Below are 12,869 nucleotides of genomic sequence, written 5' to 3'. Positions count from 1 at the left end.
GCCGGTCAGGCGGCGACCTGCGTGTCGGCCAGGCGCTGCCAGGTATCGACCACCGTGTCCGGGTTCAGGGACATGGACAGGATGCCCTCGTCGCGCAGCCACTGGGCCAGGTCGGGATGGTCGCTGGGGCCCTGGCCGCAGATGCCGACGTACTTGCCGGCCTTCAGGCAGGCCTGGATGGCGCGGCGCAGCATGAACAGCACGGCGGGGTCGCGTTCGTCGAAGTCGGCGGCGAGCAGTTCCATGCCCGAATCCCGGTCCAGCCCCAGGGTGAGCTGGGTCATGTCGTTCGAGCCGATCGAGAAGCCGTCAAAGTATTGCAGGAACTCGTCGGCCAGGATGGCGTTGGTCGGGACTTCGCACATCATGATCAGGCGCAGGCCGTTCTCGCCGCGCTTCAGGCCGTGCGCGGCCAGCAGGTCCACCACGCGCTGCGCCTGGCTGAGCGTGCGCACGAAGGGCACCATGATCTCGACGTTGGTCAGGCCCATCTCGTCGCGGACCTTCTTCAGGGCCTCGCATTCCATGCGGAAGCACTCGGCGAAGTCCTCGGAGATGTAGCGCGACGCCCCGCGGAAGCCCAGCATGGGGTTTTCTTCCTCGGGCTCGTAGCGCGAGCCGCCCACCAGCTTGCGGTATTCGTTGGACTTGAAGTCCGACAGGCGCACGATGACGGGCTTGGGATAGAAGGCCGCGCCGATGGTGGCCACGCCTTCGGCGAGCTTTTCCACGAAGAAGGCGCGCGGGCTGGCGTAGCCCCGGGCGGCGGATTCGACGGCCTTCTTCAGGTCGCTGTCGACGTTCGGGTAGTCCAGGATCGCCTTGGGGTGGACGTTGATGTTGTTGTTGATGATGAATTCCAGGCGCGCCAGGCCGACGCCGCCGTTGGGAATCTGCGAGAAATCGAAGGCCAGTTGCGGGTTGCCGACGTTCATCATGACCTTCAGGCCGATGTCGGGCATCTGGCCCCAGCGCACTTCCTCGATCTCGGTCTCGATCAGGCCGTCGTAGATGCGGCCCTCGTCGCCCTCGGCGCAGGACACGGTGACCTCGCGGCCGTTGGCCAGCACGTCGGTGGCGTCGGCGCAGCCCACCACGGCCGGGATGCCCAGTTCGCGCGCGATGATGGCCGCATGGCAGGTGCGCCCGCCCCGGTTGGTGACGATGGCCGAGGCCAGCTTCATGACGGGTTCCCAGTTGGGATCGGTCATGTCGGTGACCAGAATGTCGCCGGGGCGCACCTTGTCCATTTCGGAGGCGTCGGCCACGACGCGCACCGTGCCCGAGCCGATCTTCTGGCCGATGGCCCGGCCGGTGATGAGGACCTCGCCGGTGGCCTTCAAGCGGTAGCGTTCCTGGACGTCGTGGTGGCCCTGCTGCGACTTGACGGTTTCCGGGCGGGCCTGGAGGATGTAGAGCTTGCCGTCCACCCCGTCGCGGCCCCATTCGATGTCCATCGGGCGCTGGTAGTGCTTTTCGATGATGGTCGCGTAGCGGGCCAGCTCGATGATCTCGTCGTCGGTCAGGGAATAGCGGTTGCGTTCCGACGCGGGAACCTCGACCGTGCGCACGGCGTAGCCGGAGACGCGCTGTTCGTCGAATTCCATCTTGATCAGCTTGGAGCCGATGCGCCGGCTGATGACCGGATAGTGGCCGGCGGCCAGCGTGGGCTTGAAGACGTAGAACTCGTCCGGGTTCACGGCGCCCTGGACGACGGTCTCGCCCAGGCCGTAGGACGAGGTGATGAACACCACGTCCTTGAAGCCGGATTCGGTGTCCAGGGTGAACATCACGCCCGCGCTGCCCTTGTCCGAGCGCACCATGCGCTGGATGCCGGCCGACAGGGCGACCTCGGCGTGCGCGTAGCCCTTGTGCACGCGGTAGGAGATCGCGCGGTCGTTGTACAGCGAGGCGAACACATGGCGGATCTTTTCCAGCACGTCGTCGATGCCGACCACGTTCAGGTAGGTTTCCTGCTGGCCCGCGAAGGAGGCGTCGGGCAGGTCCTCGGCGGTGGCCGACGAGCGCACGGCAAAGGAGCCCTTGCCGTCGGCGTCGAGCTGGGCGAAGGCGGCGCGGATGGCCTGCTCGAAGTCGGCCGGGAACGGGGTGTCGATCACCCACTGGCGGATTTCGGCGCCGGCGGCGGCCAGTTCGCGCACGTCGTCGGCGTTCAGCGCGTCCAGGCGCGCCTTGATGCGGGCATCCAGGCCCGTGGACTTCAGGAAGTCGCGGAAGGCGTCGGCCGTGGTCGCGAAGCCGCCCGGCACGCGGACGCCCGCGCCGGCCAGCTGGCTGATCATTTCCCCAAGAGAAGCGTTCTTGCCTCCTACCGAGTCCACATCCGTCATGCGGAGCTGCTCGAACGATACGACATACGACATGGTGTCACCTTTGAGATAGAAAAAGCGTGTTTGCCCGGCGTACGCGGCGCGGGGGGACGATACCCCCCGCGTGCGCGGCATGATCGCGTGCGCCCGGCAAACCAGCCTTGCTCCCGGTTCGGGTGACTGGTAACCTTTCGCGGATTGTACCGTTTCTGACGCTTGGTGGTTCAACAATACATGACCGACTCCCTCATCGAACGCCCGGTGTTCATCGTCTCCGACAGCACCGGGATCACGGCTGAAACCTTCAGTCACGCGGTGCTTTCCCAATTCGAGGAAATCGCCTTCCAGTCGGTCCGCCTGCCCTTCATCGATTCGGTGGAAAAAGCCGACGCCGCCGCGCGGCGCATCGCCCAGCAGGCCGACCGGGGCGGCCCGCCGCCGCTGGTCTTCAGCACCCTGGTGGATTCCGAAATCGCCGACCGCATCCGCGCCGCGCCCTGCATCTTCCTGGACCTGTTCGGCTCCTTCGTCCATCACCTGGAAGGCGTCCTGGGGATGAGCGCCAGCCGTTCGGTGGGCCGTTCGCACACCAACGGCCTGAGCAAGCAGTACAACAACCGCATCGAGGCCATCAATTTCAGCCTGGCCCACGACGACGGCCAGTACGTCCAGGGGCTGGAGCAGGCCGACGTCATCCTGGTGGGCGTCTCGCGCTGCGGCAAGACCCCCACCAGCCTCTACCTGGCGATGCAGTACGCGGTCAAGGCCGCCAACTACCCGCTGATCCCGGAAGACTTCGACCGGGGCGCCCTGCCCGCCACCCTGCTGCCCTACCGGCGCAAGCTGTTCGGCCTGTCGATCCAGCCCGAGCGGCTGGCCGAGGTCCGCAACGAACGCCGCCCCAACAGCATCTACGCCTCGCTGAAGCAGTGCCGCCAGGAAGTCGCCGACGCCGAACGCCTGATGCGCATGGAAAACATCCCCTGGCTGTCCACCACCACCCGCTCGATCGAGGAAATCTCCACGAAGATCCTCGACGAAGTCGGCCTGGACAGGATGAGTTACTGATTTTTTACCGCCGGGCCGTGCGCGCCTGCACGGCGGCCACCAGCTGCTGGCGCCGCTGCTCGAACAGGCAGACGGCCGCGGCGGCGGCGACGTTCAGGGATTCGACCGCCGCGGACTGCGGGATGTGGACCCGCCAGTCGGCCTGGGCCAGCAGTTCGTCCGCCACGCCCTGCCCCTCGTTGCCGAACAGCCAGGCGCACGGCCGCCGCAGGTCCTTGACGTACAGGATTTCGGCCTTTTCCAGTGTCGTGGCGGCCAGCGGGATGTCCAGCCGCCGCCTCAGCGCCGACAGGTCCGCGTGTTCGTGGATTTCCAGGGCGAAGTGCGCTCCCTGGCCGCTGCGCAGGACCTTGGGCGACCAGGCCGAGGCGCAGCCGCCGGACAGGAAGGCCTGCCGCAGGCCCGCCGCCGCGGCCGTGCGCAGCAGCGTCCCCAGGTTGCCCGGATCCTGCACCCGGTCCAGCCACAGGCAGCCGGCCGTGATGCGCGCAGGCGGCGCCGGGACGGGCGGCTCGACGATGAAGAACACGGCGGGGCCGTGCTCGACCTGGGACAGGACGGCGGCGAGATTGTTCTGCAGGACGACGCGGCGCACGCGCGCGCAGGCCTGCCAGATCGGCCCGACCCAGTCCAGGGACAGGGCGGACTCGCCGACCACCAGCGCCGGCGGCGGCCCCCGGTGTTCCAGCCAGGCGCGGCACAGGTGCTCGCCTTCGAGGATGACGCGGGCGTCGTGGCGGCCCGGCCGGCCCTGGGCCAGGCGCAGCCAGGCGCGGTAATCGGGGTTGTCGCGCGACGCGATGTGGCGCACGGGAACGGACGCGGTCATGATGGGCCTCCGAGCAGCTTGCGCACGGGGGCGAAGCCGCGCCGGTGTTCGGGGCACGGGCCGAACTCGGCCAGCCGGGCCAGGTGCAGCGCGGTGCCGTAGCCCTTGTGGCGGTCGAAGGCGTATTGCGGATAGCGTGCGTGCAGTTCCAGGCAGCAGGCGTCGCGCGCGGTCTTGGCCAGGATGGAGGCGGCGGAAATCGCCGGCTCCAGGGCGTCGCCCCCCACGATGGCGCGGGCGCGGCCCGGCAGCTCCTTGGGCAGGCGGTTGCCGTCCACCAGGATCAGCGCCGGCGCGCGGGACAGGTCCAGGCAGGCGCGCCGCATGGCCAGCATCGTCGCCTGCAGGATGTTCAGACGCTCGATCTCTTCGACGCTGGCGCAGGCGACGGCCCAGGCCAGCGCCCGCTCGCGGATCCGGCCGGCCAGGAATTCCCGGCGTTCGGGGCTGAGTTTCTTGGAATCGTCCAGGCCCTCGATGGGCCGGGCCGGGTCCAGGATGACGGCGGCCGCGTAGACGGGGCCGGCCAGGGGCCCGCGGCCCGCCTCGTCCACGCCGGCGACCGGACCGTCGTACTCCGGAGTCTCGAAGAGTTCAGGCTGCGCGGCCATGGCTGGCATCCAGTATGGCCTGCGCGGCCAGGCCCGGCGTGTCGCGGCTGAGGGTCTCGTGCAGCGCCGTGAAGCGCCGCTCGATGCGCTCGGCCAGGGCCGCGTCGGTCAGGGCCGTCCAGGTGTGCTCGGCCAGGGCCTGCGGCGTGGCGGCTTCCTGCAGCAGCTCGGGCACGACGAATTCGCGCTCGAGGATGTTCGGCAGGCCGATCCAGGGCAGGCTCGGGGCGTCCTGGCCGGATTTCCAGGCCATGATGCGCCGCATCCAGGGCGTGATGACGTAGGAGATCACCAGGGGCCGCTTGAAGAGCGCGGCTTCCAGGGTGGCCGTGCCGCTGGCCACCAGCACCGCGTCGGCGGCCTCCATGGCGTGCCAGGCGATGGGCCACTCGGCCGTGTCCAGGCCGTCGGCGCGGGCCGGCGTGCCCAATCCGGCTTCGGCCCCCTGCCCCGCCTCGGGCGGCGCCGACAGGACCTGGCAACCGGGGACGGGATATTGCGCCAGGAGGGCCTCGAACTGGGCGCGGCGGTGCTGGTTGACCACCGGCACGACGATCCGCAGGTCGGGATCCTGGCTCGCCAGGATCTGCGCGGCCCGCAGGAAACGGGGCGCAAGCAGGCGGATCTCCGATTCGCGGCTGCCCGGCATCAGGGCCAGCACCCGGCGGCCGGGCTCCAGGCCCAGGCGCGCGCGCGCGGCCGCGCGGTCCGGCCGCGCGGGGATGAGTTCGGCCAGGGGGTGGCCCACGTAAGTCACGGGCACGCCCTGCTCGCGGTACAGGTCGACCTCGAAGGGGAACAGCACCAGCATGTGCGACACCGCGCGGCGGATCTGGTGGATGCGCTCGAAGCGCCACGCCCAGATCGACGGACCGACGAAATGCACGGTGGGGATGCCGGCGGCGCGCAGTTTTTCTTCCAGGCGCAGGTTGAAGTCCGGCGCGTCCACGCCCACGAACACGTCCGGACGCCAGTCCAGCGTGCGGCGGCGGGTGTCGCGCCAGGTGCGGATCAGGCGCGGCGCCTGGCGCAGCGCATCGACGTAGCCGAACACGGACAGCGCGTCCATGGGATGCCAGGCCTCGAAACCCGCACGGGCCATGGCCGGACCGCCGATGCCCATGGCACGGACCTGGGGGTCCCGCGCCCGCAGGCCGCGCAGCATGCGCGCCGCCAGCAGGTCGCCGGAAGGTTCCCCGGCCACGATGGCGGCGGCGAAGGTCATGGCCGGGCGATACCCCGGCTGGATGCGCGCAGGAAATCGAGCAGGGTCTGGACGGCCGGCGCCTCGGCCGGATGCCCGGCCTGGAGGGCCGCCAGGGCCTCGATGGCCTGGTCCACGTTCAGCTGGCGCCGGTAGAGGATCTTGTAGGCTTCCTTCAGCACCTGGATGTCGGCCGGCGTGAAGCCGCGCCGGCCCAGTCCTTCGGCGTTGATGCCGACCGGCCGGAACGAATCGCCCGCGCCGATCATGTAGGGGGGCACGTCCTGGCGCACGGAGCTGGTGCCGCCGATCATGGCGTGCGCGCCGATGCGCACGAACTGGTGCACGGCCGACAGGCCGCCCAGGATGGCCCAGTCGCCGATGTGGATGTGGCCGCCCAGCTGGACGCTGTTGGAGATGACGATGTGGTCGCCCAGCTGGCAATCATGGGCGATGTGGACGTAGGCCATGATCCAGTTGTCGTCGCCCAGCCGGGTGGTGCCCGCGTCCTGGACGGTGCCGGTGTTCACGGTCACGAATTCGCGGAAGGTGTTGCCCGCGCCGATTTCCAGCGCCGTGGGCTCGCCCGCGTATTTCTTGTCCTGGGGAATGCCGCCGATCGAGCAATAGCGGTAGAAATGGTTGTCCGGGCCGATGACGGTATGCCCGTCGATCGAGCAATGCGGGCCGATGCGCGTGCGCGCCCCGACGCGGACATGCTCGCCGACGATGCTGTAGGGGCCGACGACGACGTCCTCGCCCAGCACCGCGCCCGGCGCGACGAGGGCCGTGGGATGGATCTGTGCCGCGCCCATCATTCCTCCAGGATACGCACCGCGCACATGATCTTGGCCTCGGCGGCGATCTGGTCGTCCACCTTGGCCACGGCGGTGTACTTGCAGATGGAGCGGCTGAGCTTGTCGGCCGAGACTTCCATGCGCAGCTGGTCGCCGGGCACCACGGGGCGGCGGAAACGCGCGCCGTCCACGCCGACCAGGTAGTAGGCGATCTTGGTGCTGGCCAGGTTCGGCGCGCCGGCGTCGGCGAAGGAGAACAGCGCGGCCGCCTGGGCCAGGGCCTCGATGATGAGGACGCCGGGCATCACGGGATGATGGGCGAAATGCCCCTGGAAGAAGGGCTCGTTGTAGGTGACATTCTTGATGGCCACGATGCTCTTGCCCGGGTCCATTTCCAGAACGCGGTCCACGAGCAGCATCGGTTGCCGGTGCGGCAGCCGTTCCATGATGTCTTTGATATCGAGTTCCATTATTTTATGCGTCCTGCTTGTGGTTCGTCGGCTGGCCGGACGTTCCGGCGGCGCCTTGTCGTTCCGCGGCGCGCAGCCGCTTGCGCAATTGCGCGAGCTGGCCGATCACGGCTGCATTATGTTGCCAGGCGCCATGTTCGGCCACGGGGAATACCCCGGTGTAGCGCCCCGCCTTGAGGATGTCCGAGGTGACCGCGGTGCCGCCCGAGATGTGCACGTCGTCGCCCAGCGTCAGGTGCCCGCCGAACATGGCCGCCCCCCCGATCACGCAGCGGCGGCCCATGATGGTGGAACCGGCCACGCCCACGCAGGCGGCCATCGCGGTGTGATCCCCGATCCGGCAGTTGTGGCCGATCATGATCTGGTTATCGAGCTTCACGCCGTCGCCCAGCACCGTGTCCTCGACCGCGCCGCGGTCGACGGTGGTGTTGGCGCCGATTTCCACGTCGTCGCCGATGCGCACACCGCCCAGCTGGGCGATCTTGGCCCAGGCGCCGGGCGTGCGCGGGTCGGGCGCGAAGCCGAAGCCGTCGGCCCCCAGCACCACGCCCGAATGCAGGATCGCCCGGGCGCCGACGTGGACGCCGTGATAGAGCGTGACGTGGGCATGCAGCAGGCTGTCGGGCCCGATGGAACTGCCCGCGCCGATGACGCAGCCCGCGCCGATGCGCACGCCCGCGGCCAGCCGGACGCCCGATTCGATCACCGCCAGCGGCCCGACGTGCACGCCGTCGGCCAGCACGGCGTCGTCGGCGATCACGGCGCTGGGGTGGATGCCCCGGGGCAGGCCGGCCTGGCGGTGGCGATCGAACCACTGGGCCAGCAGCGCGTACATCAGGTAGGGCTGCGGACACAGCACCGCCGCCCAGGACGGGGGGCCGGCATGGCGGGCCCTGTAGGCGTCCCAGTCCTGCTGTCGCAGGATGACGGCGGCCGCGCCGCAGTCATCCAGCTGGGACTGCAGGCGGGGATTGGACAGAAAGCTGATTTCGGACCGGCCCGCCGAGCCCAGGGAGCCGATTCCCGCGATCTTCAGCGCGCCGGATTCCGGCGCGCCCGTGATGCCGCATCCCAACCCGACCGTATCGGCAGCCCGCAACAGCTCGGACAATGCGGGTGCCCGATCGGGCGCGAGCAGCACAGGCATCGGAAATCAGCCGCCCAGGGCGCCGATGACCTGGTCGGTGATGTCCACGCGCGGGCTGACCGTGACGGCGTCCTGGATGATCAGGTCGTAGTTCTGCTGTTCGGCGATTTTCTTGATCGCGGCGTCGGCCTTTTCCACGATGGCGGAAAATTCCTCGTTGCGGCGGCGGTTGAAGTCTTCCTGGAATTCGCGGCGCTTGCGTTGCAGGTCGGAATCCATATCCTGGAGCTTGCGCTGGCGCTTGACGCGTTCGGCCTCGGACAGCACCGGGGCGTCCTTGTCGAGCTTCTGCGCTTCGGAGCGCAGGCTGTCGGACAGGCGCTGCAGTTCCTGGTCGCGCTTCTTGAATTCGGCTTCGATCTTGGCCTGGGCCGCCTTGGCGGGCTTGGAGTCGCGCAGGATGCGTTCCGTGCTGACGAAACCGATTTTTGTGCCCTGGGCATAGGACGGCGCGACGAACAGCGCCCCCAGGCCCACGGCCGCCGCCAGGGCCAGCGCCCGGTGGCTACGCACGGCGCGTTGCGCCAACGTTGAAACATTCAGACCTGAAACGAACATGATGAGGAATCCACCTAGGATCAAAGCAGCTACAAAAGGAGTTATTGTGCCATCAAACGCGGGGAATCAGAAACCCGTGCCGATCTGGAACTGGAAGACCTGCTTCTGGTCGCCTTCCTTGGCGTTCAGCGCGCGGCCGAAGGACAGCTGCAGCGGACCCAGCGGCGATTCCCAGGACAGGCCCAGGCCGGCGGAGTATTTCCAGCCGCAGGGATCGGCCACCTGGCCGTACTGGCCATTGGCGCAGGCCGAGCCGTCGGTCGTGTCGATCTGGCCGACGTCCGTGAACATGAACCAGCGCAGGGTGCGGTCGCGCGAGGCGCCGGGGAACGGCAGGTACAGCTGCACGTTGCCGACGATGCGCCGGGAACCGCCCAGGTAGGTGTCGGTCAGGGTGTCGCGCGGCCCCAGGGACGCGCCCTCGTAGCCGCGCACCGAGCCGATGCCGCCCGCGTACATGTTCTTGATCACCGGGAAGGCCTTGCCGCTGCTGCCGTAGGTCTTGGCCCAGTCCACCTGGCCGTTCAGGGCCAGGGTGAAGGAGCGGCCCAGGGGCAGGTAGTACTGCTGCTGGCCGCTGAGCTTGTAGTAGCGCAGGTCCAGGGTGGACACGTCGGCGGACACGCGGGTGTAGCTGCCGCGATGGGGCGCCAGGGCGCTGTCGCGGGTGTCCTTGGCCCAGCCCAGGCTGAAGATGGCGGCGTTGGTGGTGTCGCCGTAGTCGTCGACGAAGTTCTGGTAGGCCAGGGGCGCCGGATTGGTGCCGTCGCGGCGGATGTCCTTCAGGGCGTTGCGCTCGAAGGTCAGGCCGGCGAAGATGCGGTCCACTTCCGAGATCGGCACGCCGAAGTTCAGGCCCAGGCCCATGGATTCCACCGTGTACCAGCCGGTGGAGCCGCTGTCGGACACGTCATAGGGCGTGGTGCGGCGGTAGTACAGGGACGTGGTCTTGCTGATGCCGTCCTGGGTCCAGTAGGGGTTGGTGTGCGAGATCACCGCCGCGCGGTTGGTCTTGCTGGTGTTGACGTTCAGGGACAGGGAATTGCCGCTGCCGAAGACGTTGTCCTGGCTGATGCCGGCCGACAGCATCAGCTTGTCGGTCGAGCCGTAGCCCACGCCCAGGCTGATCATGCCGGTGGGCTTTTCCTTGACGTCGACGTTGACGTCCACCTGGTCGGGCGAGCCCGGCACCGGATCGGTCTTGACGTCCACGTCGGTGAAGTAGCCCAGCCGGTCGATGCGTTCCTTGGAGGTCTTGATGTTGGAGGAGTCGTACCAGGCGGCTTCCTGCTGGCGCATTTCGCGGCGCACGACCTCGTCGCGGGTGCGGGTGTTGCCGCCCACGTTGATGCGGCGCACGTAGACGCGGCGGCCCGGATCGACGTAGAAGGTCAGCTTGGCGACGTGGTTCTCGCGGTCCAGCACCGGGCTGGGATTGACGTTGGCGAAGGCGTAGCCCAGCGAACCGAGGTAGTCCGTGATGGACTTCGCCACGGCGTTGGTCTTTTCCGCCGAGAAGGTCTCGCCTTCCTTGACCGTGACCAGCGGCTGGAGCTTGTCGTCCAGGCCGAGCAGGTCGCCGGCCAGGCCGACCTCGCCCAGCTTGTAGGGCTCGCCCTCGTGCAGGGTCATGGTGATGTAGATGGCCTTGCGGTCGGGCGAGATCGACACCTGGGGCGGTTCCATGGAGAATTCCAGGTAGCCGCGATCCAGGTAGTACGAGCGGATGCGCTCCACGTCGCCCTCGAGCTTTTCGCGCGAATACTTGTTGGTACCCGTGTACCAGGTCATGAAGCCGCCGGTGGTCAGCTCCATCTGGTCTTCGAGGGTGCTGGCGGAGAAGGCCTCGTTGCCGATGAATTCGATCTTGTCGATGGTGGCGACGTCGCCTTCGAAGATGTCGAAGCTGACCCCGACCCGGTTGCGTTCCAGCGGCGTGATCACGGGATTGATCTGGACGCCGTACTTGCCCTTGGACAGATACTGCTGCTTGAGTTCGAAGACCGCGCGGTCGAGCATGGCCTGGTCGAAGATCCGGCCCTGGCCGAAGCCGACCTGCGCCAGGGATTTCGTCAGGGCCTTGGCGTCGAATTCGCGCATGCCGTTGAAAGTGATCGAGGCGATCGTGGGCCGTTCTTCGACGGTGACCACCAGCACGTTGCCCTGCGCATCGATCTTGACGTCGTTGAAGAAACCGGTGCCGTAGAGCTTCTGGATGGCGGCCGAGGCTTCTTCCTGGGTGAAGGTCTGGCCGACTTTGACGGGCAGATAGGTGAAGATCGTACCCGGATCGACGCGTTCGATCCCCTTGACCTGGATGTCCTTGACCACGAAGGGCGTGAAGGCCGCCGCGACGGCGGGCGCCAGCAGGGCCGCCAGCACCAGGGGAATGGCGCGCTTGATCAGACGAAAATTCCGGGGAGACGACATCCTGGCAATCCTATTTGGCCGTGGAGGAACATGCTTGAGCGATGCGCGATTGTAAGTCACAACCTCATCAACTGAAAAGCCGCGAAAAATCGTTGAACAAGGCCAGAACCATGAGGCCCAGCACGACCCCCAGGCCCAGCCTCTGGCCCAGGTCGCGCGCCCGCTCGGACAGCGGCCGGCCGCCGCGCAGCGCCTCGATCAGATAGAACAGCAGATGGCCGCCGTCCAGCATCGGAATGGGCAGCAGGTTCAGCACGCCGATGCTGATGCTGATGAGCGCCAGGAAGCCCAGATAGGACTCCAGGCCGATCCGGGCGGTGCGGCCGGCATATTCGGCGATCGTGACCGGTCCGGTGACGTTCTTCCAGGACACGTCGCCCACGACCATGCGGCCCATCATGCGCAGCGTGAACAGGCTCATGTCGGCCGTGCGCCGCGCGCCCTGCCACAGGCTGTCCAGGGGCCCCAGACGCACCAGCACCTGGGGGAACTCGGCCTGGATCAGGGCGCCGATGCGGCCGACCGTGCGGCCGCCCTCCCCGGCCTCGGGCCGGGGCGTGACGGACAGCGAGACGCGTGCGCCCTGGCGCAGCACGACCAGGGACAGCGGCCGGCCGGCGTGCGCCTGGACGGCCTGGACGAAGGCCTCGACGGACGGATGCTCCAGATCGCCGGCCGACAGGATCCGGTCGCCGGGAAGCAGGCCCGCCTGTTCGGCGGCGCCGCCCGGAACGAGCTCGCCCGCCACCGGGACCGGCGCCCGCAGCGCCAGCCCGGCGGCCTGGAGGGGATCGGGGCCGTCCGGCGTCACGGCCTGGGGGGCGAGCCGCAGCGTTTCCGTACGCACCGCGCCGTCGGCGGACCGCAGCGTCAAGGGTACGGCGCCGCCCAGGGACAGGGGTTCGGCCAGCCGCCACCGGGCCTGGGTCCAGGACGCCACAGGCTCCCCGGCCACGGCCGTGAGCGTATCGCCGTCGCGCACGCCGGACAGGGCGGCCGGCGTGCCGGCCGGCGGCGCCGCCAGCACGGCGGCCGGCTCCTGCGCGCCCCACAGGCCCAGGAAGGCGTAGATCAGGGCGGCCAGCACCAGATTGGCGGCGGGGCCCGCCGCCACCACCGCCACGCGCCGGATCAGCGGCTGGGCGTTGAACACGGCGCGGCGCGTGGCCTCGTCCGCGCCGGGCGGGGCCTCGTCGAGCATCTTCACGTAGCCGCCCAACGGGATGGCCGACAGCGCCCATTCGGTCCCATGCCGGTCGCGGCGGCGCAGCAGCACCGGGCCGAATCCGACCGAGAAGCGCACGATCGGCACGCCCGCGCGCCGCGCCACCCAGTAATGGCCCAGCTCGTGGAAGGTCACGAGCAGGCCCAGGGCAAGGATGAAGGCGAACAGGGTCAACAGCATGGGGAAAACAGGAATGGGAG

Annotated in this window: 11 protein-coding genes; 1 reads left to right on the top strand and 10 read right to left on the bottom strand. The window is 68.6% G+C overall.

Annotation, left to right across the window (positions count from 1 at the left end; translation table 11 throughout):
- Nucleotides 1-5: 5 nt before the first annotated feature.
- Nucleotides 6-2,384, bottom strand: a complete 2,379-nt coding sequence (gene ppsA / locus ACFO27_RS14455; protein ID WP_376817949.1) for a phosphoenolpyruvate synthase — start codon at nucleotides 2,382-2,384, stop codon at nucleotides 6-8.
- Between the two features lie 180 nt (nucleotides 2,385-2,564).
- Between ppsA and ppsR the strand changes: the two genes are divergently transcribed.
- Nucleotides 2,565-3,398: a posphoenolpyruvate synthetase regulatory kinase/phosphorylase PpsR gene (gene ppsR, locus ACFO27_RS14450; RefSeq protein WP_376817948.1), complete on the top strand. Its 834-nt coding sequence runs from the start codon at nucleotides 2,565-2,567 to the stop codon at nucleotides 3,396-3,398.
- Nucleotides 3,399-3,402: 4 nt separating this feature from the next.
- Here the strand turns inward: ppsR and ACFO27_RS14445 are convergent, their stop codons facing one another.
- From ACFO27_RS14445 to rseP, 9 genes are all read right to left on the bottom strand, one after another.
- A complete protein-coding gene (locus tag ACFO27_RS14445; protein WP_376818070.1) occupies nucleotides 3,403-4,209 on the bottom strand; it encodes a TrmH family RNA methyltransferase in 807 nt (268 codons plus the stop codon).
- A 14-nt stretch (nucleotides 4,210-4,223) separates the two neighbouring features.
- Nucleotides 4,224-4,838, bottom strand: a complete 615-nt coding sequence (rnhB, locus tag ACFO27_RS14440) for a ribonuclease HII (RefSeq protein WP_376817947.1) — start codon at nucleotides 4,836-4,838, stop codon at nucleotides 4,224-4,226.
- The gene (lpxB, locus tag ACFO27_RS14435) at nucleotides 4,822-6,063 is read right to left on the bottom strand and encodes a lipid-A-disaccharide synthase (protein ID WP_376817946.1); all 1,242 of its coding nucleotides are present in this window, start codon (nucleotides 6,061-6,063) and stop codon (nucleotides 4,822-4,824) included. Before lpxB ends, rnhB begins: the two co-directional genes overlap by 17 nt.
- Entirely contained in the window at nucleotides 6,060-6,860 is an 801-nt protein-coding gene (gene lpxA / locus ACFO27_RS14430) for an acyl-ACP--UDP-N-acetylglucosamine O-acyltransferase (protein WP_376817945.1), read from the bottom strand. Before lpxA ends, lpxB begins: the two co-directional genes overlap by 4 nt.
- Nucleotides 6,857-7,309, bottom strand: coding sequence for a 3-hydroxyacyl-ACP dehydratase FabZ (gene fabZ / locus ACFO27_RS14425; protein ID WP_043682505.1), 453 nt, complete (start codon nucleotides 7,307-7,309; stop codon nucleotides 6,857-6,859). Before fabZ ends, lpxA begins: the two co-directional genes overlap by 4 nt.
- Before the next feature lie 4 nt (nucleotides 7,310-7,313).
- Nucleotides 7,314-8,456, bottom strand: a complete 1,143-nt coding sequence (lpxD, locus tag ACFO27_RS14420) for a UDP-3-O-(3-hydroxymyristoyl)glucosamine N-acyltransferase (RefSeq protein WP_376817944.1) — start codon at nucleotides 8,454-8,456, stop codon at nucleotides 7,314-7,316.
- A 6-nt stretch (nucleotides 8,457-8,462) separates the two neighbouring features.
- The gene (locus ACFO27_RS14415) at nucleotides 8,463-9,014 is read right to left on the bottom strand and encodes an OmpH/Skp family outer membrane protein (RefSeq protein WP_376817943.1); all 552 of its coding nucleotides are present in this window, start codon (nucleotides 9,012-9,014) and stop codon (nucleotides 8,463-8,465) included.
- Nucleotides 9,015-9,080: 66 nt separating this feature from the next.
- Nucleotides 9,081-11,444: an outer membrane protein assembly factor BamA gene (gene bamA, locus ACFO27_RS14410; protein WP_376817942.1), complete on the bottom strand. Its 2,364-nt coding sequence runs from the start codon at nucleotides 11,442-11,444 to the stop codon at nucleotides 9,081-9,083.
- Between the two features lie 67 nt (nucleotides 11,445-11,511).
- Nucleotides 11,512-12,849 carry an RIP metalloprotease RseP gene (rseP, locus tag ACFO27_RS14405; protein WP_376817941.1) on the bottom strand — a complete coding sequence of 446 codons (1,338 nt, stop codon included), beginning with the start codon at nucleotides 12,847-12,849 and terminating at the stop codon, nucleotides 11,512-11,514.
- Between the last annotated feature and the right edge of the window lie 20 nt (nucleotides 12,850-12,869).

Origin of the sequence: Castellaniella denitrificans (assembly GCF_042653765.1) — a bacterium.
Classification (GTDB): Bacteria; Pseudomonadota; Gammaproteobacteria; order Burkholderiales; family Burkholderiaceae_B; genus Castellaniella; species Castellaniella denitrificans.
This window is presented reverse-complemented; position numbering and strand designations above follow the sequence as displayed.